This is a genomic window from Bacillus sp. NPDC077411, from assembly GCF_044543425.1.
Lineage (GTDB): Bacteria > Bacillota > Bacilli > Bacillales > Bacillaceae_G > Bacillus_A > Bacillus_A bruguierae.
This window is the reverse complement of sequence record NZ_JBITWA010000009.1, coordinates 55,105-81,102: the sequence shown is the minus strand read 5'-3', so window position 1 is coordinate 81,102 and position 25,998 is coordinate 55,105. Positions and strand designations below refer to the sequence as shown.

Sequence of the window (25,998 nt, the reverse complement as noted above, 5' to 3'; positions counted from 1 at the left end):
ATTATTATGTTGAATATAGTTATAAAGAAAGCCATTGTTTTTCTTCTCTCTTTCAGTCGTGGTAATATAGAGAGAAGAAAAACAACGGCTTTTTCTATTGTATTGAGAAATCGTTTTAATTTTTTACGGGGAGGTTGTTCCATTTGGAAAAGAAAGTTGTTTTAGTTGATGGAAATAATATTGCGTATCGCGCGTTCTTTGCATTGCCACTTTTAAATAACGATAAAGGTATACATACAAATGCCATTTATGGTTTTACGATGATGTTAATGAGAATTTTAGAAGAAGAAAAACCAACGCATATGCTCGTTGCTTTTGATGCGGGGAAAACGACGTTTCGTCATAAAACATTTAGTGAATATAAAGGCGGCCGCCAAAAAACGCCACCAGAATTATCAGAGCAGTTTCCATTCATTCGTGAATTGTTAGATGCGTTTCATGTGCCTCGCTACGAATTAGAGAACTACGAAGCGGATGACATTATGGGAACATTGGCGAAAGAAGCGAGTGAGCAAGGGATTGAAGTAAAAGTGATTTCAGGAGATAAAGATTTGCTTCAACTTGTTTCAGACAATACGCGCGTTTGTATTCCGCGTAAAGGAATTACAGAAGTAGATGAGTATACGAAAGAAACGTTATTTGAAAAATACAGCTTATCACCAAAGCAAATTATTGATATGAAAGGACTAATGGGAGATCAATCAGATAATATCCCAGGTGTCCCTGGTGTTGGCGAGAAGACAGCTATTAAATTGTTAACACAATTTGAAACAGTAGAGGCTGTATATGAAAACTTAGACAAAGTGAGCGGTAAGAAATTAAAAGAGAAGCTTGAAGAAAATAAAGAACAAGCATTGATGAGTAAAGAGTTAGCGACAATTATTACCGATGCACCAGTTACAATTCATTTAGAAGATATTGCTTTTAACGGATATGAACATAGCGATGTAATTCCGGTGTTCGAGAACTTAGGGTTCCATTCTCTCTTAACGAAGCTCGGCGCACCGGTTGTAGAAACACCTGCAGCTGAGCTCGATGATATTTCATTTGAAATTGTAGAAGAAGTAACGGAAGAAATGTTGCAGCAGGATAGTGCAATCATTGTAGAAGTGCAAGAGGATAATTATCACGGAGCGGATATTCAAGGGTTTGGTATTCAAAACGAAAATGGATGTTACTTTGTCAAGGCTGATATTGCTCTTTCATCAGAAGCTTTTACGAACTGGTTAGCAAATCCAGAGATGAAGAAGTATACATTTGACGCAAAGCGTGCAATTGTTTCGTTAAAGTGGAAAGGCTATGAAATAAAGGGAATTGACTTTGATTTATTAATTGCAGCTTACTTACTTGATCCAGCGGAGACAGATAAAGATTTCCGTGCTGTTGCGAAAATGAAAGATATGCATGCTGTGCAATCAGATGAAGAAGTGTATGGAAAAGGTGCAAAACGTGCTGTACCAGAGCAGACGGTTGTCGCGGAACACGTAGCACGAAAAGTACATGTGTTATATGATGTACAGCAATCGTTTATTGAAGAGTTGAAAAATAATGAGCAGTACGAATTATTTACTGAGCTGGAAATGCCGCTTTGCCGTGTATTAGCAGATATGGAATGTAAGGGCGTTGCAGTTGATGCAAATCGTCTCCGCACGATGGGGGATGAATTGGCTACGCAGCTAAAGAAAATGGAAGAAGAAATTTATGAGCTGGCAGGAACAGAATTTAATATTAACTCACCGAAGCAGCTTGGTGTCATCTTATTTGAAACTTTAAACTTACCGGTTATTAAGAAGACAAAAACAGGTTATTCTACATCGGCTGATGTTTTAGAAAAATTAATGGAACATCATGAAATTATTCCGAAAATCTTGCATTATCGTCAGTTAGGGAAATTAAATTCTACGTACATCGAAGGATTATTAAAAGTTGTGTATACAGAGTCGTCTAAAATTCATACGCGCTTTAACCAAGTGTTAACACAAACAGGTCGTTTAAGCTCAACGGAACCTAACTTACAAAACATTCCGATTCGTTTAGAGGAAGGAAGAAAAATACGTCAAGCGTTTATTCCGTCAGAAAAAGATTGGGTCATGTTTGCAGCAGATTATTCTCAAATCGAATTACGTGTATTAGCCCATATTTCGAAAGATCACGGTTTAATTGAAGCATTCCAACATGATATGGATATTCACACAAAAACAGCGATGGATGTGTTTGGCGTTGAAAAGGATGATGTAACGTCTAATATGAGACGTCAAGCGAAAGCGGTAAACTTCGGGATTGTATATGGAATTAGTGACTACGGTTTATCGCAAAACCTAGGTATTACGCGAAAAGCAGCAGCAGATTTCATTCAAAAGTATTTAGAGAGTTTTCCAGGAGTCAAAGAGTACATGAGTGATATTGTGCAAGAGGCGAAACAAAAAGGCTATGTATCTACATTGCTAAATCGCCGTCGTTACATCCCAGAAATTACGAGTCGTAATTTTAATGTGCGTGGCTTTGCAGAGCGGACTGCAATGAATACACCTATTCAAGGAAGTGCTGCTGATATTATCAAAAAAGCAATGATTATTATGGCGGATCGATTAGAAGAAGAAGGATTACAAGCACGTCTTCTACTGCAAGTGCACGATGAACTTATTTTTGAAGTGCCGCAAGAAGAGGTAGAAAAGTTAGAGAAACTTGTACCTGAAGTGATGGAGCATGCGATTGAGCTTTCCGTTCCATTAAAGGTTGATTATTCATACGGTCCAACGTGGTATGACGCAAAGTAAGGAAGTGATAGTATGCCAGAATTACCAGAGGTTGAAAATGTAAGGCGAACGCTAGAAGGGCTCGTCAAAGGAAAGACAATTGAAGAAGTGATTGTAACATATCCAAATTTAGTGAAAGAACCAGATGACGCTGAACTTTTCAAAGAGATGCTGCGCGGCGAAACAATCGAAGAGGTCAAACGCCGCGGCAAGTTTCTTCTTATATATGTAACCCGTTACGTTATTGTGTCTCATTTACGAATGGAAGGGAAATATATGCTTCACGATAGTGAGGATACAGTGGATAAGCATACACATGTCCGTTTTCGTTTTACAGATGGTACAGAACTTCGTTACAAAGATGTACGGAAATTTGGTACGATGCATCTGTTTGAAAAAGGTACAGAGTTTATAGTTATGCCGCTTGCGGATTTAGGGCCGGAACCTTTTTCAACTGAGTTAACACCTATGTATTTACAAGAAAAATTACAAAAAACTGCTCGGAAAGTAAAGGTTGCCTTACTGGATCAACGTATTTTAGTGGGTCTTGGTAATATATATGTAGATGAAGTATTATTTCGTTCACGTATTCACCCAGAGCGAGAAGCGTCTTCTTTAACACAAGAAGAATTTGAAACGTTGTACAAAGAAATCGTCGCAACGTTATCGGAAGCAGTAGAGCGTGGTGGAAGTACGATTCGTACGTATGTGAATTCACAAGGAAAGGTTGGTTCATTTCAAGAGCGGCTTTATGTATACGGAAGAAAAGGCGAGCCATGTGAAACGTGCGGCACTTTGCTTGAAAAAACAGTTGTTGGCGGGCGTGGTACACATTATTGTCCGGCTTGTCAGCCGAAAAGTTAAACAAACGAAACAGCGGTAAACAGATTTATAGACAGCAATATCATTTTATTTTTCACAATAACATCGGATAGGCTTTTGTCATATATATAAGCAAAGCTATGTATAGGGAAGGAGCTTATCGATGTATCATTATTTTTCTCTTATTTTATTAGCTTTTACGTTAAGTTTGGATAGCTGTAGTGTAGGGCTTACGTACGGGCTTCGGAATGTTCGGATTCCACTGAAATCAATTGTTGTAATCGGGGTTTGTTCAGCCGTTGTGATGATACTCTCAATGGGAATCGGGCATATGATTGCTCAAATTTTTTCACCGGTGCTGGCGAAAAGAATTGGAGGATTCGTTCTGGTAGCAATCGGTGCATGGGTGTTGTATCAATTTTTTCAAAGTGATAAAAAAGAGGATGCGCTGCAAGAAGAAAAAGTATGGAACTTAGAAATTGCGTCTCTCGGTCTTGTCATTCAAATTTTACGAAAACCAACTGTTGCTGATTTTGATAAGTCTGGAACCATTTCTGGAATAGAAGCGCTTCTTCTTGGTGTGGCACTTTCATTAGATTCATTTGGAGCTGGGATTGGGGCATCTTTACTTGGATATTCTCCATTACTGATGGCAGGATTAGTTGCGGTAATGAGCTCGCTATTTTTGTTCAGTGGAATGAAAGTAGGGACAGTATTATCAAATATGCGATGGCTACAAAAATTCACGTTTTTACCAGGTGTATTACTTATTATTATTGGAATTTGGAAAATGTAAGAGACGTGAAACGATTGTTTCACGTCTTTTATTATAAGGGGGATTATGATGACAGTTGTAATTGGATTAACGGGCGGCATTGCCAGTGGAAAAAGTACAGTATCAAAAATGTTTCAAGGTTTTCACATTCCAGTCATTGATGCAGATATTATTGCAAGGGAAGTTGTGGAGCCTGGTAAGGAAGCGTATAACGAAATTGTAAAAGCATTTGGAAAAGAAGTGCTTGGGGACAATGAAGAGTTAAATCGTCCGAAACTTGGTAGCATTGTATTCCACAATGAAGAAAAACGGTTGCTGTTAAATGGTATTGTGCATCCCGCTGTACGAAACGAAATGAATGCACAAAAGGATAGATACATAAGAGAAAATGCGCAAGCGATTGTGCTCGATATTCCGCTTTTATTCGAGAGTAAATTAACAAGTATTGTAGATCAAATTTTACTCGTTTATGTGGACAATGAAACGCAAATTACAAGGCTAATGGAACGTAACAATTTTACACAAGAAGAGGCGAAAGCACGAATTGCTGCCCAAATGCCGCTACAAGAGAAAATAGTATTAGCAGATAAAGTGATTAATAATAATGGCACAATAGAAGAAACGAAAGCGCAATTAAGTAGCATTTTAAAGGAATGGAATATTATTAAATAAAAAATTTTGAAAATGATGAAATTGTTTAGTGACATATCCTCTTTTTGTGTTATACTATTATTGGGATTTGAGATAAATAGTATAACGCAATCAAGGGGGATAACATATTATGATTCGTGTGGCAATTAATGGGTTTGGACGTATTGGGAGAATGGTGTTTCGTCAGGCAGTAAAAGAAAGCGCATTCGAAATTGTAGCAATTAATGCGAGCTACCCATCTGAAACGTTAGCACATTTAATTAAATATGATACAGTTCACGGTAAATTTGATGGTACAGTAGAAGCGTTTGAAGATCATCTATTAGTAGATGGTAAAATGATTCGCCTTTTAAACAACCGCGATCCAAAAGAATTGCCTTGGAAAGAATTGGGAGTAGACGTTGTGATTGAAGCAACAGGTAAGTTTAACTCCAAAGAAAAAGCAAGTCTTCACGTAGAAGCTGGTGCGAAAAACGTTATTTTAACTGCGCCAGGAAAAGATGAAGATGTAACAATTGTTGTTGGTGTAAACGACGAACAACTTGATATTACAAAACATATCGTTATTTCAAATGCATCTTGCACAACAAACTGTTTAGCACCTGTTGTAAAGGTGTTAGATGAGCAGTTTGGAATTGAAAACGGTTTAATGACAACAGTTCATGCATACACAAATGACCAAAAAAATATTGATAATCCACATAAAGATTTACGCAGAGCACGTGCATGCGGCCAATCTATCATTCCAACAACGACAGGTGCTGCGAAAGCGTTAGCAAAAGTTCTTCCGCATTTAAATGGAAAACTTCATGGTATGGCACTTCGCGTTCCGACACCAAATGTATCTCTTGTTGACTTAGTTGTAGATGTAAAACGCGATGTAACAGTGGAAGAGATTAATGAAGCATTTATGAATGTTGCGAGCGGTGCATTAAAAGGAATTGTCGCATTTAGCGATGAGCCGCTTGTTTCTATAGATTTTAATACAAATACGCATTCTGCAATCATTGATGGTTTATCTACAATGGTAATGGGTGAGCGAAAAGTAAAAGTACTTGCTTGGTACGATAACGAATGGGGTTATTCTCGTCGTGTTGTAGACCTTGTAAAGCTTGTTGTAGATCAATTTGCGAAACAAGAAAACGTACAACATATTTAATAGATGAGAAAAGGGCAGGCGTTAGCCTGTCTTTTTTTCTTTTTGTAATAGAAAAAAATTACATATATTTTCTATGTAAATCACCTAGAATAGCTATGAATACTGTGATTTTGAATCTTTTCCTTTTTTTTAGAAAAGTAAAAGGGAAAGTGTCGTTGGGAAAATAAAAAAACTGTTGTTGCAAAATGAAAATAAACAAAGTATACTAACATTCGTAAACTTAAGAGCTGAGGTGGTAGTCACTACTTAAAGGGTTAGGACCTCTCTGGACTAACTTTCCCCCGTGGTAGTGGAGCAAGCCAAATTGCAAATTAGTTTTCAATTCGAACAGTTAAATTAAATTAACAAGGGGGAACTGTAGAATGGATACTATGGACACTATGGGTCGTCACGTAATCGCGGAACTTTGGGATTGCGATTTCGACAAGCTTAATGATATGCCTTATATTGAAAAATTATTTGTGGATGCAGCACTTCGAGCAGGCGCTGAAGTACGTGAGGTTGCTTTCCATAAGTTTGCACCACAAGGTGTAAGTGGAGTTGTAATTATTTCTGAATCTCACTTAACAATTCACAGTTTTCCGGAGCATGGTTATGCAAGTATTGATGTATATACTTGTGGTGATCGCATTGATCCAAATGTTGCTGCGGAGTATATCGCTGAAGGATTAGGAGCAAAGACGAGAGAAAGTATTGAACTTCCTCGCGGTACAGGTAGCTTCGAAATTAAGCAAAGAGAGACAAAAGCTCTTTAAAAAAGAAGATAATTGATTTAAAATGTAAAGAGGTGTATAATACACCTCTTTTTAGTTTATCCCGCATTAACGGGCAGTAAGACCCCCGCCTCAAGATTCAGAGAGAAGTGAAGGAGATAGGTGAGGGATAACTGCCCGTAAAAGCCCGATTGGTTCAACTAACCATCCGAGGGGGATGAAGAAAACCCCCTCGGATGGAAGTTTCACTTTATATTGTATTACTTATATATCTATTATATAAGAAGGAATTTGTTTATACATAAGTGTATTTGATCAAGTGCTTATAATATAGAAGAGAAAATTCTTGTTTAAAATGTTTTAGTTTTGTTAAGATAAAATTAAATTGTAAAGGAGTGAACGGATTGCGTTGTCCATCCTGTTTTCACAATGGTACGAGAGTATTGGATTCACGTCCGGTTGACGAAGGACGATCCATTCGCAGAAGAAGAGAGTGCGAAAGTTGTCTCAATCGCTTTACAACATTTGAACGTGTCGAAGAGCCGCCGCTCATTGTTGTAAAAAAAGAAGGGACGCGAGAAGAATTTAACAAAGAGAAAATTTTGCGTGGTTTAATTAAAGCGTGTGAAAAGCGACCTGTAACGTTGAAACAATTAGAGGAAATCACGCAACATGTAGAACGGGAATTGCGTAACTTAGGAATGTCAGAAGTAAAAAGCGATATGATTGGTGAAATGGTCATGGAAGCGCTTCGTGATATTGATGATGTTGCATATGTGCGTTTTGCATCTGTTTATCGACAATTTAAAGATTTGAACGTATTTATTGAAGAGCTGAAAGATATTCTTCAAAAAGAACGAAAATAAAAGAGCTAGAAGCGTAAGCTATTAGCTCTTTTTTCACTAATATATAAATACAAATTGAAAAAACGACATAAAACCTCTTTCTTTTAGAGGAGGACGAGAGCATCTGGCCGTGCATAGAAGCGGTTAGGTCCTTTTCCTGCCACATGCGAGGTTTACAAACAAATGGAGCAAGCAAGTAGCGGGCATGTTGTATTCTGCATAGCCGCGATTTATATGTTGAAAAATCAAAATAGATTTATCCCGCTATTCGCGGGTAGTTAGGCCTCCACCTCGAGATTCAAAGAGAAACGAAGAAGATAAGTGGAACTAACCATGAAAACGAATGACAGAAAGGATTTGCAAGGATGGAAAGACAGTCATGGATGGAGCTGTTGCCAATTGACCGTTACAAAGTAAGTGCAAGAGGGCTGCTCAGCAATTATGATCGTAAAGTGCTGACAATGTTATATCAACCGCTAATTGGCAGTAAAGCTTTTAGTCTATATATGACATTGTGGGGCGAGTTAGAGCAGGACCGTTTATTTGGAAAAGAAAATACACATCATTCTATTATGGTAACAATGCAAATGCAGCTCCCGGATATTTATGAAGAACGTATAAAGTTAGAGGCGATTGGACTTTTAAATGTGTATGTGAAAAAAGAAAAAGATATTCGCATGTTTATTTATGAGTTACAGCCACCACTTATGCCAAAACAATTTTTTGATGATATTGTATTAAGTATTTTTTTATATAACCGCTTAAGTAAGGCGAAATATAATCAAGTGAAGCAATATTTCTTAGAAGAAGAATTTGATTTTGCTTCTTATGAAAATGCAACACGATCCTTTAATGATGTGTTTGGTTCTTTTAATCCAGGTCAAGTGGAGCATGCCAAGGAAGAACTGCTTATACCAAACGCGACTGTGATGCCGAGCAGAGCTGAGGGGAATGCACCTCAAATTTGGAATGATTTCTTTGATTTTTCATTATTTGTAGAAGGATTATCAGCGCTTGTGCCGCGTAAAGCAATCACGGATCAGATGCGTGAATGTGTGATAATATTAGCTTACGTATATGGTATTGATCCGTTATCCATGCAAAATATTGTTCTTGGTGCTGTTACGGAGCATAATACAATTGATATGGAACGATTGCGAAAAGGTGCGCGTGATTGGTACCAATTTGAGAATGGACAGGCACTTCCTATATTGAGTGAGCGGACGCAGCCGTTGCATGCTCGGACGATGAAGGAGAAAGAACCGACAACACAAGAAGAGATGCTCATTAAACAGCTAGAAGAAATTTCACCAAGAGAGTTATTAAAAGAAATTTCGGGCGGGGCTGAGCCGACGAAGGCTGATTTGCAAATTATTGAAGATGTTATGTTGCATCAGAAGCTAACGCCAGGTGTTGTAAATGTACTTATTTATTATGTAATGCTTCGTTCTGATATGAAGTTAGCGAAATCGTATGTAGAGAAAATTGCCGGACACTGGGCTCGTAAAAAAATTACAACAGTAACGGAAGCGATGGGGCTTGCGAAAGAGGAAAATCGTCAATATCAAGAATGGGCGGAAACAAAGAAAAAAGGGAAGACGACGAAGAAAACGGTTCGTAAAGAACTTGTACCAGATTGGTTAAAGGAACAAACAGAAGATAGCGAGCCATCCCATCGCAGTGAAGAGCAGGGGAATTTAGAAGAAGAGCGTAAAAAGTTAGAGGAACAGCTGAAAAAATATAAGCGAAACTAATAGAGGCGAGCTCCCTTTGAGGTGAAGAAATGGAACCAATTCAAAATACATTTGCGAAGTTAATGCAAAATGAAAATTTTAAGAATAGATATGAAGTATTAAAAGAAGAGGTAATGGCGCATCCACGTGTGAAATCGTTTATAGAAGAACATAAAGGCGAAGTAACAACGTCGATGGTTGAACGTAGCCTTGTGAAGTTATATGAGTACATTGGACAAAGCGTTGGATGTAAAGATTGTCCGAACTTAGAGTCATGCAAAAACATGATTCAAGGATACGAACCAAAGCTTATTATTCAAGGGAAGATGATTGATATTCAATACGATTGCTGCGTGAGAAAAGTGGCTTATGATGAACGAAAGAAACAAGAAAAACTCATTCAGAGCATTTATATGCCAAAAGATATTCTGCAGGCGTCTATGTCTTCTCTTGATTTGTCAGATGGAGAGCGGTTTGAGGCAATTCGAGCTGCAAATGAATTTTTAAGTGAGTACGAGCAAGGGAAAAAGGTGCAAGCTTTATATTTTTATGGTCCGTTTGGTGTTGGGAAAACATTTATTTTAGGAGCGATTGCAAATGAACTAGCGCAGCGTAAAATTAGCTCCATGATCGTATATTTGCCGGAATTTTTACGAGAAATTAAAAGCTCATTGCAAAATAATACGATTAGTGAAAAAATTGATGCCGTCAAACATGTGCCAGTACTCATGTTAGATGATATTGGAGCGGAAGCGATGTCGAGCTTTGTGCGTGATGATGTACTTGGAGCGATTTTACAATTCCGTATGCTTGAGAACTTACCGACGTTTTTCACATCTAACTTTGATTTTAAACAGCTCGAGCATCATTTAACGTATACACAGCGCGGAGAAGCAGAAGAAATGAAAGCAGCTCGCATTATGGAGCGTATTAAATATTTAGCAAAGCCGATTTCTATTGGCGGAAAAAACCGTAGGTATACGTAAAGAGCAAGCAGTGAGTTTGCTCTTTTTTTTATTATCCCGCTATTCGCGTGCAGTAAGACCCTCACCTCAAGATTGAGAGAAAAACGCTGTCCGGCTCCAGTGGCTAGAATGTTCGGTGGCTTCGCTTCTTCCTATGAGGCAAAAAACACCTCTACGTCAGAAGCTCCATCCCCCTCACATTCTGGGCGAGCCACTTCCGCTTTTCTAAAGAAGATAGGGGGGATAACTGCTGGCATTTGCCCGATTGGACGGGCTTTCCATCAGTGGGGATGAAGAACCCCACACTGATGGAAGTTTCACTTTATATCGTTTGTTTTCGTTCGAAAATAAGTTCAAAATATGCAGCTGATCCATATCCTACCGTACTAGGAGCAAAAATTTGTACGAAGCGCCACCCTTCTTTTGCATGTTCTGTAATGATCGTTTGATAATCTTCTTTTGGCTGGGATTTCATTAGACTAGATTTTAGTTCTATTTTAACAAATTTATATTCGTACATAGTGTATCGCTCCTTTTAAAATCTTTATAGTTAAATTATACAATAAAAATAGCTTATGAATATGAAAAATTCATGCTAGCTTGTATCATTTTTTGTACATCTCCCTAATATATATGGAAATAGCAAGAATTATAAAAGGGGGGACAAAAGTGATTGAAATCTGCTTCGAAGAAAAAAATGATGCTATTGTTGTATATAAAGAGCTTAAAAAAAGGACAGATCATATATATGAAGAAATAAGCATTTACTTGTACGAACAAATGGTAATTGTTCATATACCAATACAAGAGTCACGCTACATTGATCAAGTGGTTATTCCTGTATTTGTGCAATATATTATCAATACGAAACAAGATGAATGGATAAGTGCGATTTTAAAAGATAAATTTTATTATGAAGAGCGAGAAGAACGAAATCAAATTTTACATATGGCTCATTCTATTTTAAAAGGGAAACGAAAAGGATTAGTAGATGCACCTTCGAAGGAAAGAGGGACAGAATTGGTACTGTCTTCTTTACAAGGATGGATACATGATACAATGTCGTTTTCGTTTGAAGCGTACATTCGTTTTCGCTTGAGAAAGTACAATGAATTTTTGTATCGAACGGCGGAGATGGCGATAGATGAATATAAGTTAGAACAAGAGTATCAAATGTTCGTAGAAACATTACGGCAACAAGTAAGCAGCCGAAAATCACGTTTATCTTGCTTGCATCTCGTGTTTAATGATAGTTGTGTCTTTTATGATGAAAAGGGAAGACGTTTAAAACAAGAAAAACTTGTTCAGTATATAGAAGAAGAATTACTCTCTCAAAAAGATCTATACATTGATCCGAATATTATGGCACCGCTTCTGTCAATCGCGCCTAAAAGAATTCATCTGTATGCGAAAGAACAAGATCATAATATGATTGTAACGATTCAAAATGTATTTCAGGAGAGAGTGCAGTTATATGCGCTTCATGAATTTGAAAAGAATGTGACAAAATTCAAAAATAAAGGGAACGCCCTTGATTTTCTAAATTTTTGAGCATATAATTACGTACATACATGAAAATACATTAAAATGTTACGATGAGGACATGAGTAGTTATCCACGATTCTCAGAGAGAGAAGCCTTAGGCTGTGAGCTTCTTAATACGAGATTATTACTTACCACCTCTGAACTTCAGCAGTGAACGAATGTCTAGTAATTGCTGACGGCAAGTGCCGTTATCATGAACTTGAGCAGTTAACAATGTGTTAGCTGGAACAAGGGTGGAACCACGAATTCAACACTCGTCCCTTTTTATAGGGATGGGTGTTTTTTATTTTGACTATGAAAAAGGAGTGACTAAAGATGGCAGATGTAGTAAAAATTACATTTCCAGACGGAGCTGTGAAGGAGTTTCCAAAAGGAACAACAACTGAAGACATTGCTGCTTCTATTAGCCCTGGCTTAAAGAAAAAAGCGATTGCAGGGAAATTAAATGAAGAAATGGTAGACTTACGTACACCGATTGAGCAAGATGGTGCAATTTCTATCGTGACATTAGATTCTGAAGATGGGCTATACATTTTACGCCACTCAACAGCTCACTTATTAGCGCAAGCATTAAAGCGTTTATATAAAGATGTGAAGCTTGGAATTGGGCCTGTAATTGAAAATGGCTTCTATTACGATATCGATATGGAAGAAGCAATCACAGTTGAAGATTTCTCGAAAATCGAAAAAGAAATGCAAAAAATCGTAAATGAAAATCTTGAGATTGCTCGCCATGAAGTACCACGTGCTGAAGCGCTTCGTCGTTATGAAGAAATTGGCGACGAGCTAAAATTAGAATTGATTAACGATCTTCCGGAAGATGCGGTTATTTCAATTTATGAACAAGGCGAATTCTTCGACCTTTGCCGCGGAGTTCACCTTCCATCTACAGGGAAAATTAAAGTATTTAAATTGTTAAGCGTTGCTGGTGCTTACTGGCGCGGCGATAGCAATAATAAAATGCTGCAACGTATTTACGGTACTGCATTCGTGAAAAAAGCAGAGTTAGATGAGCACTTACGTATGCTTGAAGAAGCGAAAGAGCGTGATCATCGTAAATTAGGTAAAGAGTTAAAACTATTTACAAATAGCCAAAAAGTAGGACAAGGTTTACCGCTTTGGTTACCAAAAGGTGCAACAGTCCGCCGTATTATCGAGCGTTACATTGTTGATAAAGAAGTAAGCTTAGGATACGATCACGTATATACTCCAGTACTAGGAAGCCGAGAGCTTTATGAGACTTCTGGTCACTGGAATCACTATCGAGATGGCATGTTCCCATCGATGGAAATGGATAATGAGGAATTGGTACTTCGTCCAATGAACTGTCCTCACCATATGATGGTGTACAAAAACGATATCCACAGTTATCGTGAATTACCAATCCGTATTGCGGAGCTTGGAACAATGCATCGTTATGAAATGTCTGGTGCGCTATCTGGATTACAACGTGTACGCGGGATGACTTTAAATGATGCGCACATTTTCGTTCGTCCAGATCAAATTAAAGAAGAATTCAAACGCGTTGTAAACTTAACTTTAGAAGTATACAAAGACTTCGATTTAGAAGATTATTCATTCCGTTTATCTTATCGTGATCCAGCGGATACTAAAAAGTATTTTGATGACGATGAAATGTGGGAAAAAGCTCAATCAATGTTAAAAGAAGCTATGGATGAAATGGGTCTTGAGTACTATGAAGCAGAAGGTGAAGCGGCATTCTACGGTCCGAAACTTGACGTACAAGTTCGCACTGCGCTTGGAAAAGACGAAACACTTTCAACTATACAATTAGACTTCTTACTTCCAGAACGCTTTGAATTAACTTACATCGGTGAAGACGGTAAACAGCATCGTCCAGTTGTTATTCACCGCGGTGTTGTATCAACTATGGAACGTTTTGTTTCCTTCTTAATCGAAGAATACAAAGGTGCATTCCCAACTTGGTTAGCGCCGGTTCAAGTACAAGTAATTCCAGTTTCTCCGCAAGTACATTTAGACTATGCGAAGAAAGTACAAGAAGAATTACAACGTGCTGGCATTCGTGTTGAAGTGGATACTCGTGACGAGAAAATTGGTTACAAAATCCGTGAGGCACAAATGCAAAAAATTCCGTATATGCTTGTAGTAGGTGACAATGAAGTTGCTGAAACTGGTGTAAACGTCCGTAAATACGGTGAACAAAAATCAGAAACAATCTCATTAGATGCATTCGTTGACCTAATTAAGGTTGAAGGAAAACGATAAGAAAAAGTCGCGGCTTGTCCGCGGCTTTTTTGTGCATTTTTGATTGGTAATAAGAACCAAAGTTCGCTTTATATAAAAAAATGTTGCATGTATTCATTTTGTTTGTTACAATATTTTTTGTTGTTACTTAAGAAGTAGAGCTTCTTGACATGCATCACGTCCTATGGTAAAATCATCAAGGATAATAGAATACGGATTTGTGGAACAAGTAGAAGCACCCGCTTCTCACCTGATTGACGCGAAAGCAGTTGACAGGTAAGTATTTCTTACTAGAGATATTATAAGTGTGGGTGTCGTATGCCCGCACTTTTTTGTTTGGGTTCTTCCTTCCCGAAACGTATTCCCATAAAACCTTGGAGGTGGCTTACTATTAGCAAGGACATGATGATTAACGAGCAAATTCGTGCACGTGAAGTACGTTTAGTTGGTGCAAATGGTGATCAACTTGGAATTAAGTCTCGTCAAGAAGCATTAGATATGGCTGCAAACGTAAATCTTGATCTAGTATTAGTTGCTCCAAATGCGAAACCACCAGTATGCCGTATTATGGACTACGGAAAATTCCGCTTTGAGCAACAAAAGAAAGAAAAAGAGCAGCGTAAAAATCAAAAAATCATTAGTATGAAAGAAGTTCGTTTAAGTCCAACAATTGATGAACATGACTTTAACACAAAACTTCGCAATGCTATTAAATTCTTGGAGAAAGGCGACAAAGTTAAAGCGTCTATTCGCTTTAAAGGTCGTGCTATTACTCATAAAGAAATCGGTCAACGTGTTTTAGATCGCTTCTCTGAAGCTTGTGCTGAAGTTAGTACAATTGAATCTAAGCCAAAAATGGAAGGACGCAGTATGTTCTTAGTTTTAGCACCGAAAAATGATAAGTAATAAATAGAGGAGGAAATCACTATGCCTAAACAGAAAACTCACCGCGGCGCTGCAAAGCGTTTCAAAAAAACAGGATCTGGTAAACTAAAGCGTTCTCACGCTTACACAAGCCACTTATTCGCTAACAAATCTACAAAAGCTAAACGTAAATTACGTAAAGCTGGTGTAGTAAGCGCTGGTGACTTCAAACGTATTCGTCAAATGCTTGACAACATGTAATTTATATTTTGTTCAGATAGATATCTAGGAGGGAAATAATATGCCAAGAGTAAAAGGTGGTACGGTTACTCGTAAACGTCGTAAAAAAATTATTAAATTAGCAAAAGGTTACTACGGTTCTAAACATACATTATACAAAGTTGCTAACCAACAAGTAATGAAATCTTTAATGTATGCGTTCCGTGACCGTCGTCAAAAGAAACGTGACTTCCGTAAATTATGGATCACTCGTATTAACGCAGCTGCTCGTATGAACGGTCTTTCTTACAGCCGTTTAATGAACGGTCTTAAGCTTGCTGGTATCGAAGTAAACCGCAAAATGCTTGCTGACCTAGCTGTTCATGACGCAAAAGCTTTCGCTGAATTAGCAACTGCTGCTAAAACTGCTTTAAACAAGTAATTGATAATAAATCCTTAGGACATTGTTCCTAAGGATTTTTTTATTGAAACGCGTCACCTTCATGAAATTAACGATGTATTTGCTGAAATGGAAGAAGGAAAGATTAATGGACGTGTTGTGTTAGATATGACAAAGTGAGAATAAAAGTTACAATAATATAGAAGAATAAACATAAAAAGTCGGAGAGGTTCTCTGGCTTTTTATGTTTATTTGCATGAAATATGCTGTAACATGGGAACTTGACTTTGGCCAATCTTGTCTTTCCACACGAAACTGACACTGTTATAATGTAAGAATATAACTTGGTTATTTGCTTATATTTACCATTAGAATGGAGCAATATCGAGTAAATTTATTCGATATTGAAGGAGGAGTACGTTTTGGATTTACTACAACTATTTAAATTACAAAAAGAATTAGATGATCGTATTACGAAAGAACATAATCTAGAGCCGAAAAAGTTATTAAAAGAAAAAATGTTAGCGCTTCTTGTGGAAATTGGTGAACTTGCAAATGAAACACGCTGCTTTAAATATTGGAGTAATAAGCCAGCTTCTGAGCGTCAGGTTGTGCTAGAAGAGTACGTAGATGGGCTGCATTTTATTTTATCTATTGGAATCGATTTAGGAATTGATAAAAATTTCTTGTTTTATAAATGTGCACTAACAAATAAAACACAAGTAGAAATTTTCTTAGATGTATATGCGAAAGCAATTCGTTTTAATGAGCAGCCATCTATTACAAATTACATTGAATTGTTTACGAGCTATCTTCGTTTAGGGCAAGCACTTGATTTTGGACAAGAAGAGATTGAAAAAGCATACTTAGATAAAAATGAAGTGAATCATCAGCGTCAAACAGAAGGGTATTGATGGAATTTTTTGAATATTATTCTCCACTCTTGTATAATTGAAGAGATGAAGAAAAAGGAGGACTTTGTCCAATGACAAAACTAGATGCGACATTGACGATGCTAAAAGAATTAACAGATGCACGCGGGATTGCTGGAAATGAACGTGAGCCACGCGAAGTAATGAAGAAATATATCGCACCGTTTGCTGATGAAGTATCAACAGATAACTTAGGAAGCTTAGTTGCGAAAAAAATTGGTGACGGCAATGGACCAAAAATTATGGTAGCCGGTCATCTAGATGAAGTCGGTTTTATGATTACGCAAATTGATGATAAAGGTTTCTTGCGTTTTCAAACGGTTGGCGGCTGGTGGTCACAAGTTATGTTAGCGCAGCGCGTAACAATTGTTACGAGCAAAGGTGATGTAACGGGTGTCATTGGTTCAAAACCACCGCACATTTTACCAGTTGAAGTTCGTAAAAAGCCAGTTGATATTAAAGATATGTTTATTGATATCGGTGCTTCTAGTAAAGAAGAAGCGCTGGAGTGGGGCGTACGCCCAGGAGATCAAGTTGTACCATATTTCGAATTCCAAGTAATGAAAAACGAAAAAATGTTACTTGCGAAAGCATGGGACAACCGGATTGGCTGCGCAATTGCAATCGATGTTTTAAAACAATTAAAAGATGAAAAACATCCAAACATTGTATACGGTGTTGGAACTGTACAAGAAGAGGTAGGTCTTCGCGGAGCGAAAACATCTGCACATTATATTCAACCTGATATCGCATTTGCAGTAGATGTTGGAATTGCTGGTGATACACCAGGAGTAAGCGAAAAAGAAGCACAAGGAAAAATGGGTGATGGCCCGCAAATTATTTTATACGATGCATCTATCGTTGGACATAAAGGTCTTCGTGACTTCGTTGTTGGCGTAGCAGATGAATTAAATATTCCGTATCAATACGATGCACTTCCTGGCGGCGGAACGGATGCAGGAGCAATCCATATTTCTGTGGACGGTATTCCAGCGATGGCAATTACAATTGCAACTCGCTATATTCATTCCCATGCGGCAATGTTGCATCGTGATGACTATGAAAATACAGTGAAGTTAATTGTAGAAGTTGTGAAACGTCTTGATACTAAGGCTGTACATAACATTACATTTGATTAATATAAGAAAAAGCGAAGGAGGAGCCCTCTTTCGCTTTTTCTTGTTCCTATTAAAAAGGTCTTTCTAACCCGGCGGCGGTATGGGATCCTAAAATGATTAAACGTGTTAACTGCAAAGCCATAAAATGTGGCGTGTATACCATTCCTCTTCTTAACCACGAAATAATCATACCGACATGCGCGCCGGTTACGTAACTAATAAGAATATCACGTGGAACCATCAGTTCGTCATCATTTGGCTGTGAAATAGAAAGGCTTAATGCGAAATGTGCCTGAATGGTTTTCATCATTTTGTAAGAAAAATTTCCAGCTGCTTTTTCACCGAGCATTACGTTATAAAAAGTAGCATTTTCGGCGATATGTTCAAACAAGGCAAAAAAGATTGGATGAGGAGAATCGAATGTAAGCTGAAAATCTTCTTTTTGAAATTTTTTTGGTTTAATTACTTCTGTTAAGGTATTCAACATCTCTTCAATACTTGTATCTAATAAATCATATTTATCATGATAGTGACTATAAAAAGTAGCACGATTGACAGGTGCCCGCTCAGCAATAAGTTGTACTGTTATATTTTCAAATCCTTTTTCGTCAACTAAAGCGACAAAAGCATTTTGTATTAATTGTCTCGTTCGTTTTACGCGTGGATCATTTGAATTTTTAATAGACATTTTTGTTCTCCTTGCTTGGTTTTTTATACTTTTTCAACATATATACAGTGAAATGTTGGAAAAACAACATTTCAAAATAAATTGTCGGTTGTCGCTCGAAATGAATTATTTATAATTATAAACGATATTCTTTTTCTTAGCACAAAATAAGGAGAGGGTTTTGCGCGCAGAAAAAGGCTCTTTTTTTAATTAGTCCTTAATAATATGAATGGTCAACCTTGTTAATTAAAAAGAGAGCAGGACTTATTAGAAAATAAATTGATATTGAAAATAAGGAGAGGGAAACAATGAGTCAATTTCGGAGAATGATTATCATCAATATTGTTACATTGATTGTGTTAGTTGGCGGTGGATTTGCCGGCTATTATTATTACAATCAATCAACAAATTATTTGAAAACGGACAATGCAAAAATTGATGGGAAAGTAGTACCTATTGCATCTCCAGTTGCAGGGAAATTAACAGATTGGAAAGCGGAAGTAGGAAAAAATTATAATGCTGGTGATAAAGTAGGTTCTGTAATGAATAACGCTGGGGGTACTGCACAAGAAGTAGATATTACAGTTCCAGCAAATGCAACGCTTGTTCAATCAAATGCAACGCGAGATTCTTATATTGCGCCAGGAACACCGCTTGCATATGCCTATAATATGAGTGATCTATGGGTAACGGCAAATATTAAAGAAACAGACGTAGATGAGATTCAAAAAGGGCAAGACGTGGATGTATATGTTGATGCATATCCTGATACAACGTTAACAGGAAAAGTAGAACAAATTGGTTTAACAACAGCAAATGCATTCTCTATGCTACCATCTAGCAACGCAACAGCGAACTATACGAAAGTAACACAAGTTATTCCTGTTAAGATTTCATTAGATCATAGTAAATCATTAAATATTGTCCCAGGCATGAATGTCACAGTTCGGATTCATAAGTAAGGGGGAATGAAATATGTCCTCGATCTTTATTGTAGGATACGCTCTTTTATGTATTGTCGTGTTCATTATTGTAAATCGTGTTTTTAGAAAAAAAGGAAAAGGGATAGAAGAACCAGTTCGAGCACAAGGGGTTTCAGATAATAAAAAAGAGGCAGTAAGAAAACAAGAAATACCAGAAGTTAAGGAAGAAGAAACAATTGAAAAACAAGAACAACCAAAACAGGAACAACCAAAACAAGAACAAAAAGCGGAAGATACGAAACCGAAAACGTCTCGTTCTCAAACGGTGCTTCCTGAATTTAACGTAAAAGTTGTCTTAGCTGTTCTTATTTTTGGAATGTTCGTTTCGATTTTAAATCAAACGTTAATTAACGTTGCTTTGCCAGCATTAATGAATGAATTTAATGTATCAACATCTACAGCACAGTGGCTTACAACAGGATTTATGCTGGTGAACGGGGTATTAGTGCCAATTAGTGCATTTTTAGTCTCGCGGTTTACGTACCGAAGCTTATTTCTAGCGGCTATGCTGTTCTTTACAGCAGGTTCAATGATTTGTGCGGTATCTGGAAGCTTTACGATGATGATGACAGGACGTGTTGTTCAAGCGGTTGGTGCTGGTATTTTAATGCCGGTCGGAATGAATATTTTCATGACAATCTTCCCGCCTCATAAACGCGGGGCTGCGATGGGACTGCTTGGTATTGCGATGATTTTAGGACCTGCTATTGGGCCAACACTTACAGGCTGGGTTATTCAAAACTACACATGGAATGTTATGTTCTATGCGATGTTTATCATTGGTTTACTTATTATCGTATTAGCACTAAAATATTTTACGCTCAAACAGCCTGTAGCTAAGGCGACACTAGATATTTTTGGTGTGATTGCTTCTAGTATCGGACTTGGAAGCTTACTATATGGCTTTAGTGAGGCAGGGAATAATGGCTGGAGTAGTATGGAGGTTATCATTGCGATCGTAATTGGTATCATCGGACTAAGTCTATTCATCTGGAGACAGTTAACGGTTGACAACAAAATGTTAGACCTTCGTGTATTCAGCTATTCTGCATTTACCTCGACGCTTTTAATCAATGCAATTGTTACGATGGCATTGTATGGCGGGATGATATTGCTTCCTGTATATTTACAAAACATTCGTGGATTTACACCGATTGATTCAGGATTACTCCTTCTGCCAGGATCTTTAATCATGGGAATGATGGGGCCATTTGCCGGGAAATTATTTGATAGATACGGCATTCGACCACTTGCTATTTTTGGATTAATCCTTACAACATATGCAACATATCAATTTACACATTTAACATTAGACACACCTTATAGTGAAATTATGAGAGACTATATTATTCGTTCGTTTGGGATGTCCTTTATTATGATGCCAATCATGACGGCCGGGATGAATGCTCTGCCAATGAAACTTATTTCTCATGGAACAGCAACGCAAAATACATCAAGACAAGTTGCGGGCTCCATTGGAACTGCGCTTTTAATCACAATTATGACGCAGCAAACGACAAATCATATGGCAGATTACGCAAATGCAATTACAACAACAAATCCGATTATCGTAAACAAACTATCGCAAATGGGACAAAGCGTTGCTGCCATGACAGGATCAGCTCAGGCAGGAAATGCATTAAGTTCACAAATGCTATTTGGGCAAGTTTCCAAGTTATCCGTCATTAACGGCATTAATGATGCATTTTGGATTGCAACAATCTTAACGGCCATTGCATTAGTCTTATCATTTTTCCTACAACCAGGAAATAAGGCAAACAGAAAAGCAGAGAGATGATCTCTGCTTTTTTTATGTGAACGGTTTTAAATGAATGATACTGTTTACTTTCTTTTTCTGCCATAGTTGAATGCGCATATTCCGCCCACTAACACGAAGAACAAAACCCCCATTCCTTGAAGGTTTGCTTGCACTGCAAATATCTAGGGATAGAAAAAAATGTTAAAGGGGTTCAAAAAATCTTTGTAATCGCTTACATATTGTAATACTATTAAATTACGATAATAAATTATCATCGCAATGTAATACAGGCGGTATAGGAGTAATGAAGAATGAAATATTATTACAACAATACTATCCGCTCGTCACATTTCTTTCGAAGGTAGATGAAAACAATTAATTTTTTGCGAAAACTTGTTCATCATTTCACATGATGGGTAGTTGAAAGACAGGGGGACAATTTGTGAACAAGAATAGTATGTTACGTGTGTTAGAGAAAGAATTAGTCGTTGCTTTAGGGTGTACAGAACCAGTGTCGATTGCGTTAGCCGCAGCTACTGCAAGAGATTATATGAAGGGTGACATACAGTCAATTGAAGTACTTGCAAGTACAAATGTCATTAAAAATGCAATGGCGGTTGGTATACCAGGAATGAAGGCTACTGGAATTGACTTTGTTGCTGCTTTAGGGGTGTTAGCGGGAGACAGCAAAAAAGATTTAGAAGTGTTAGCCGGAATCTCAGAAGAAGATGAAGAACAAGCAATCTCTTTAGTAGAAGCGGGGAAAGTGTCTGTAGAATTAGCAGATACGTCTAAAAAGCTATACATTGAAGTGAAATTTACGACAGACGAGGGATATGCAAGGGTTATTATTCATGATAATCACACATTTATCGCATTAGTAGAAGTGAATGGGGAGCTTGTTTATAAGAATGGATGTGGAAATACACACTTTGCCACTTCTGAAGAAGAACGTGATGAACTAACGATTCCAGAAATATATGAATTTGTTACGACTGTAGATGTAAAGGAATTGGCACTTGTAAAAAAGAGTATTGAACTGAATCGTAATGTGGCACTAGATGGTTTGTCGAATGAATATGGCTTACAAGTTGGAAAAACATTAAAGGCAAATGTATTGAAAGGAATTCTATCAGATGATTTAACAACTCATGCGATGGCATTAGCAGCTGCTGGTTCAGATGCACGTATGGCCGGTTCGACAATGCCAGTAATGGCTAATTCAGGAAGTGGTAATCAAGGGATTGCCGTAACGATGCCTGTAGTAGCTGCAGGTGAGAAATTAAATGCTTCGGAAGAAGAGCTAATTCGTGCTGTTACGTTAAGTCATTTATTAGCGATTTACATTAAAAGTCAGTTTGGACGTTTGTCTGCACTTTGCGGTGTAACAGTTGCTGGTGCAAGTGCATCGGCTGCTATTACGTATTTATTAGGTGGAGATATTGAAAAGATAAAGTATGCAATCCAAAATACACTTGGAAATGTAACAGGGATGATTTGTGACGGAGCAAAGGCAGGATGTGCGATGAAAGTAGCAACTTGTTCAAGCGCAGCTGTACAATCTGCACTGTTAGCCTCACAAGGAATGTGTATCTCTGCTACAGATGGATTTATCGAAGCAGATGTTGATAAAACAATTGAGAATTTTTGCCGATTAGGAAATGAAGGTTCATCGAATATGGATAAGATTATGCTAGAGATGATGATTAATAAAAGAAAATAGTAGTGATGTATCACCGTGGATGCTATTAATAATCAGTAGAGTCCATGTACATTCTACTGAATAATTCAACATATGAAAGTGAAATAGACTGTTCCAAAAGCTCCTTTAGATGAGGAAACGTTTGAGATAATAATAAAATAAAAATTGAAACGCCATTATACAACCATAATGGCGTGTTTGCAAAATTATGCTCCTTTTTGATGGTGATAACTGGTTTATTCAGTTTTTAAGATAAAAACGCAAGCGTATTATTCATCATATGAAATAACATAGCTGGAATAATAGAATTCGTTTTTTTACATAATACGGCCATAAACATTCCCATCATAAAAGCACCAACCATAACACCTAGAGAGTATATATGGGCGATTCCGAAGATGAAGCTTGAGCCAATTGCTGCTATCCAAAATGGAAAACGTTGCTGGAAAAATTGAAGAATGATTCCGCGGAAAATAAGCTCTTCAAAAATGGGGACGAAAATCGCACTTCCTAAAATTAATAGAATTTTATATTGGTTTAAATTTTCTAAGTTTAAAGCTAAATCTTGTTCTTGCGTTGCATGAGGAAATAGCTTAGAAATTATAAATATATGAATAGCAATACTAAGTCCGAAGAAAAGAAATAAGTATATATATGTACGAACTTTTTGGAGTGCTTGAAAATTTAAAACAGGTAATAATAGTTTCTTTATAGGTTCGTATTTAAAAATAAACAATAATAAAATGAGCAGTTGTAATAAAGTACCTCCAGTATTTCCAAGTGAGCTGTATAGGGCGATTGTTTTTTTGTCGGAAAGGCCTGCAGTGTAAATCATAAACGGAAGACCTATAAATAAACCGCTTATGATCTGTGCCCCAAAAAAAGCAAATAAAACAGAACCAACAAATTTTCCCCATGATAAAGAATGGTTTTGATCATATGTAAGTTGTACAGAATGTTGCATATATCGAATCCTCTCTATTGTTTATATATAAAATTATACATATTTGGATAAAATGTACCATAACTTTATATTACATAATAGTTAGAAATTTTCTAATCAAAGTAAAAATCACCTTAGCATTTACTAAGGTGATTTTTTTCCTGTTATGGATCAACAAATTTGCTCTGTTCTTTCATTGGGAGAAAGATGAGCACAGGATGTCGATTGTTGGATTTGTAATTCACGATCTACCATCTGATCTAATCGCTTGATTGCTTGCAGTGCTTTTTCATAAGAGATTGTTCGGTAGTGATGTGCCCCGCTCGGTTCTTCATCTGCTTCGTCTGCCCATTTAATAATATTTTGGAGAGGTGTTCTCTCAAGTGTTTGTTCTAGTAGAAAAGAATCAGTGTGTAAGAGAATGGCAACGGAAATTTCCTTTGCTTGTTTTGGGTGTTCTCCTAATCGGATTAATAATTTATGAGCTCTTTCTGCTCCTTTAATAGCGTGTATATCATTCTTTTTATACAATTCATAGTCCCATTCCCCATTACGATACCATGTGTAATGTCCTACATCATGAAGAAAACCAGCTTTTGTTGCTGCATCGACTGAAACGTGATATTTTTTTGCTAAGTGAAACGCATGGTAAGCAACAGCAATTGCGTGAACCATTCCAGAACGGTTTATATATTTTTGTGTAATAGGATGTTTGAAAATTTGTTCAAGTGTGACACGGCGCATAAAACATTCACTCCTTTTATTCATTGATGTGTATGATGGAAACGAATAGATAGACATAAGTATATTTTGAACATTTTACTTCATCATCTTGGGTTAGTAAAGTAGAAATATTTAAGAGAAGAGGAAGTTTGATGTCTTTTTTATAACAGAAAAGTCACCCTAGCTTTCTTATGCTAAGGTGACTTTCTTTTGCTTATTTCTTTAATCCTTGCTCTAGCGTTGCTAACATCTCATGTTTTTCATTTTCATCAGCATTTTTCCAAATGACTTCAAATAAAACGCCAAGGCCTGGAAGCATTTTTTCTTCTCCGCTTTGAATTGCATCAACAATTGTTTCTTGTAATTGGTCTTGCGTGTTTCCTGATACGTTTGCCAATACAGCACCGCGTAAATTAAAGTTCATCATGTTCACCTCTTTTTAGGAATGGAAACTGAGGTTAGTTTTTGTTCTTTTTTATGTAAATATGTATGAAAAATAGGCTATAATGAGAAGACAAGAAGAGAGGGAATGCATAGAATGAAAAACATTGATTCAGTACAAAATCCGCGTGTGAAGCAGTGGAAGAAGCTGCAAACGAAAAAAGAGCGCGATAAAAAAGGGTTATTTTTTGTAGAAGGATTCCATTTAGTAGAGGAAGCTTTAAAAGCAGGAGTTGCAACAGAACTGATCGTCTTAGAGCAGACAGACCTTCCGAAAGATTGGGTGGTTGCTGATGTGGAAATGTATATTGTGTCTGAAGCGGTTGTAAAATTGTTACGTGAAACAGAAACGACGCAAGGTGTATTTGCGGTTTGTGAGAAACATGAGAAAGAAATCGCTCTTACAGATGGAAAGTTTCTACTATTAGACGGCCTGCAGGACCCAGGTAACTTAGGAACAATCATTCGTACAGCAGATGCAGCTGGACTTGATGCGGTTGTTCTTGGAGAAGGATGCGTCGATGTATATAACAGTAAAGTATTACGTTCTACACAAGGGTCTGTATTCCATTTACCGATTGTAAAAGGAAACTTAGAAGAATGGGTAGACAAGTTAACAGAAAAGAACGTTTCTGTATACGGAACAGCTCTTGAAAACGGGGTTCCATACGGTGAAGTAGCACCGACGGGAAGTTTTGCATTAATTGTAGGTAACGAAGGAAATGGCGTTCGCCAAGAGCTTCTTGCGAAATGTAATCAAAATTTATACATTCCGATTTACGGAGGAGCAGAATCATTAAATGTTGCGGTTGCAGCAGGCATTTTAACGTATTATTTACAAACTCCGGTTGCGAATCGCTAAAAAACTTCTTATAATAGGTGGAAGTACGTGTTCAAAAAAGAGGATAAAGAGAGCCGAGTAGTTCGAGGCACGGAAGCCACGAGGACACGGAGTGGCGACGTAACGAAGAAATACGAGAGCTATCTTTACCGGACGTTTTGAACATCCAATAAAAGTGAAATAGTTTAAAAAACGATGATAGAGAAGAGTAGCTTG

Annotated in this window: 25 protein-coding genes and 3 other annotated features (1 of these 28 only partly in view); of the genes, 20 read left to right on the top strand and 5 right to left on the bottom strand. The window is 37.3% G+C overall.

The window, feature by feature from the left end; translation table 11 throughout:
• Positions 1-143 precede the first annotated feature (143 nt).
• The 9 genes from polA to dnaI all read left to right on the top strand — a co-directional run bounded on the left by polA (position 144) and on the right by dnaI (position 10,440).
• Positions 144-2,777, top strand: a complete 2,634-nt coding sequence (gene polA / locus ACIGHG_RS13625; protein WP_336471023.1) for a DNA polymerase I — start codon at positions 144-146, stop codon at positions 2,775-2,777.
• 12 nt (positions 2,778-2,789) lie between these two features.
• Positions 2,790-3,620 (top strand): DNA-formamidopyrimidine glycosylase, encoded by an 831-nt coding sequence (gene mutM / locus ACIGHG_RS13620; RefSeq protein ID WP_336471024.1) that lies wholly within the window; start codon positions 2,790-2,792, stop codon positions 3,618-3,620.
• A 121-nt stretch (positions 3,621-3,741) separates the two neighbouring features.
• Entirely contained in the window at positions 3,742-4,374 is a 633-nt protein-coding gene (gene ytaF, locus ACIGHG_RS13615; RefSeq protein ID WP_336471025.1) for a sporulation membrane protein YtaF, read from the top strand.
• A gap of 48 nt (positions 4,375-4,422) precedes the next feature.
• On the top strand, positions 4,423-5,025 hold the full coding sequence (coaE, locus tag ACIGHG_RS13610) for a dephospho-CoA kinase (RefSeq protein ID WP_336471407.1): 603 nt from the start codon (positions 4,423-4,425) through the stop codon (positions 5,023-5,025).
• A gap of 109 nt (positions 5,026-5,134) precedes the next feature.
• Entirely contained in the window at positions 5,135-6,163 is a 1,029-nt protein-coding gene (locus tag ACIGHG_RS13605) for a glyceraldehyde-3-phosphate dehydrogenase (protein ID WP_336471026.1), read from the top strand.
• A 371-nt stretch (positions 6,164-6,534) separates the two neighbouring features.
• The gene (speD, locus tag ACIGHG_RS13600) at positions 6,535-6,918 is read left to right on the top strand and encodes an adenosylmethionine decarboxylase (RefSeq protein ID WP_170857660.1); all 384 of its coding nucleotides are present in this window, start codon (positions 6,535-6,537) and stop codon (positions 6,916-6,918) included.
• A 362-nt stretch (positions 6,919-7,280) separates the two neighbouring features.
• Entirely contained in the window at positions 7,281-7,742 is a 462-nt protein-coding gene (gene nrdR / locus ACIGHG_RS13595; RefSeq protein ID WP_090916416.1) for a transcriptional regulator NrdR, read from the top strand.
• 344 nt (positions 7,743-8,086) lie between these two features.
• Positions 8,087-9,475: a replication initiation and membrane attachment family protein gene (locus ACIGHG_RS13590; protein ID WP_336471027.1), complete on the top strand. Its 1,389-nt coding sequence runs from the start codon at positions 8,087-8,089 to the stop codon at positions 9,473-9,475.
• 29 nt (positions 9,476-9,504) lie between these two features.
• Complete coding sequence (gene dnaI, locus ACIGHG_RS13585; protein ID WP_090916419.1) at positions 9,505-10,440, top strand: primosomal protein DnaI; 936 nt, start codon at positions 9,505-9,507, stop codon at positions 10,438-10,440.
• 301 nt (positions 10,441-10,741) lie between these two features.
• Here dnaI and ACIGHG_RS13580 read toward each other — a convergent pair whose 3' ends face one another.
• The gene (locus ACIGHG_RS13580) at positions 10,742-10,939 is read right to left on the bottom strand and encodes a DUF4177 domain-containing protein (RefSeq protein ID WP_336471028.1); all 198 of its coding nucleotides are present in this window, start codon (positions 10,937-10,939) and stop codon (positions 10,742-10,744) included.
• Positions 10,940-11,088: 149 nt separating this feature from the next.
• Here ACIGHG_RS13580 and ytxC point away from each other — a divergent pair, with 149 nt between their 5' ends.
• The 7 genes from ytxC to ACIGHG_RS13545 all read left to right on the top strand — a co-directional run bounded on the left by ytxC (position 11,089) and on the right by ACIGHG_RS13545 (position 17,744).
• Positions 11,089-11,970, top strand: a complete 882-nt coding sequence (gene ytxC, locus ACIGHG_RS13575) for a putative sporulation protein YtxC (protein ID WP_336471029.1) — start codon at positions 11,089-11,091, stop codon at positions 11,968-11,970.
• A 32-nt stretch (positions 11,971-12,002) separates the two neighbouring features.
• Positions 12,003-12,229 (top strand) — a binding site (T-box leader).
• Between the two features lie 50 nt (positions 12,230-12,279).
• Positions 12,280-14,211, top strand: coding sequence for a threonine--tRNA ligase (gene thrS, locus ACIGHG_RS13570; protein ID WP_336471030.1), 1,932 nt, complete (start codon positions 12,280-12,282; stop codon positions 14,209-14,211).
• Between the two features lie 200 nt (positions 14,212-14,411).
• Positions 14,412-14,530: a sequence feature (ribosomal protein L20 leader region), on the top strand.
• Positions 14,531-14,592: 62 nt separating this feature from the next.
• Positions 14,593-15,096, top strand: a complete 504-nt coding sequence (gene infC, locus ACIGHG_RS13565; RefSeq protein ID WP_020060081.1) for a translation initiation factor IF-3 — start codon at positions 14,593-14,595, stop codon at positions 15,094-15,096.
• 21 nt (positions 15,097-15,117) lie between these two features.
• Positions 15,118-15,315 carry a 50S ribosomal protein L35 gene (gene rpmI / locus ACIGHG_RS13560; protein ID WP_020060080.1) on the top strand — a complete coding sequence of 66 codons (198 nt, stop codon included), beginning with the start codon at positions 15,118-15,120 and terminating at the stop codon, positions 15,313-15,315.
• A gap of 40 nt (positions 15,316-15,355) precedes the next feature.
• Positions 15,356-15,715: a 50S ribosomal protein L20 gene (gene rplT, locus ACIGHG_RS13555; protein ID WP_090916428.1), complete on the top strand. Its 360-nt coding sequence runs from the start codon at positions 15,356-15,358 to the stop codon at positions 15,713-15,715.
• 380 nt (positions 15,716-16,095) lie between these two features.
• Positions 16,096-16,587 (top strand): dUTP diphosphatase, encoded by a 492-nt coding sequence (locus ACIGHG_RS13550; RefSeq protein WP_090916430.1) that lies wholly within the window; start codon positions 16,096-16,098, stop codon positions 16,585-16,587.
• A 71-nt stretch (positions 16,588-16,658) separates the two neighbouring features.
• On the top strand, positions 16,659-17,744 hold the full coding sequence (locus ACIGHG_RS13545) for a M42 family metallopeptidase (protein WP_090916432.1): 1,086 nt from the start codon (positions 16,659-16,661) through the stop codon (positions 17,742-17,744).
• Positions 17,745-17,793: 49 nt separating this feature from the next.
• Here ACIGHG_RS13545 and ACIGHG_RS13540 read toward each other — a convergent pair whose 3' ends face one another.
• Positions 17,794-18,411: a TetR/AcrR family transcriptional regulator gene (locus ACIGHG_RS13540; protein ID WP_336471031.1), complete on the bottom strand. Its 618-nt coding sequence runs from the start codon at positions 18,409-18,411 to the stop codon at positions 17,794-17,796.
• Between the two features lie 287 nt (positions 18,412-18,698).
• Here ACIGHG_RS13540 and ACIGHG_RS13535 point away from each other — a divergent pair, with 287 nt between their 5' ends.
• The 3 genes from ACIGHG_RS13535 (at position 18,699) to ACIGHG_RS13525 (ending at position 22,855) form a co-directional block, all read left to right on the top strand.
• A complete protein-coding gene (locus ACIGHG_RS13535) occupies positions 18,699-19,352 on the top strand; it encodes an HlyD family secretion protein (protein WP_336471032.1) in 654 nt (217 codons plus the stop codon).
• Between the two features lie 13 nt (positions 19,353-19,365).
• A complete protein-coding gene (locus tag ACIGHG_RS13530) occupies positions 19,366-21,171 on the top strand; it encodes a DHA2 family efflux MFS transporter permease subunit (RefSeq protein WP_396548917.1) in 1,806 nt (601 codons plus the stop codon).
• Positions 21,172-21,574: 403 nt separating this feature from the next.
• Entirely contained in the window at positions 21,575-22,855 is a 1,281-nt protein-coding gene (locus ACIGHG_RS13525; RefSeq protein WP_336471034.1) for an L-cysteine desulfidase family protein, read from the top strand.
• Positions 22,856-23,081: 226 nt separating this feature from the next.
• Here the strand turns inward: ACIGHG_RS13525 and ACIGHG_RS13520 are convergent, their stop codons facing one another.
• The 3 genes from ACIGHG_RS13520 to sspI form a co-directional block, all read right to left on the bottom strand.
• Complete coding sequence (locus ACIGHG_RS13520; RefSeq protein ID WP_336471035.1) at positions 23,082-23,798, bottom strand: CPBP family intramembrane glutamic endopeptidase; 717 nt, start codon at positions 23,796-23,798, stop codon at positions 23,082-23,084.
• 150 nt (positions 23,799-23,948) lie between these two features.
• Positions 23,949-24,521, bottom strand: a complete 573-nt coding sequence (locus ACIGHG_RS13515; RefSeq protein WP_336471036.1) for an HD domain-containing protein — start codon at positions 24,519-24,521, stop codon at positions 23,949-23,951.
• Positions 24,522-24,714: 193 nt separating this feature from the next.
• Positions 24,715-24,924 (bottom strand): small acid-soluble spore protein SspI, encoded by a 210-nt coding sequence (gene sspI, locus ACIGHG_RS13510; protein ID WP_090916444.1) that lies wholly within the window; start codon positions 24,922-24,924, stop codon positions 24,715-24,717.
• Between the two features lie 114 nt (positions 24,925-25,038).
• Between sspI and ACIGHG_RS13505 the strand changes: the two genes are divergently transcribed.
• Complete coding sequence (locus ACIGHG_RS13505) at positions 25,039-25,803, top strand: TrmH family RNA methyltransferase (protein WP_396548914.1); 765 nt, start codon at positions 25,039-25,041, stop codon at positions 25,801-25,803.
• Positions 25,804-25,968: 165 nt separating this feature from the next.
• Positions 25,969-25,998 (top strand) — a binding site (T-box leader); it runs 199 nt beyond the window's last position.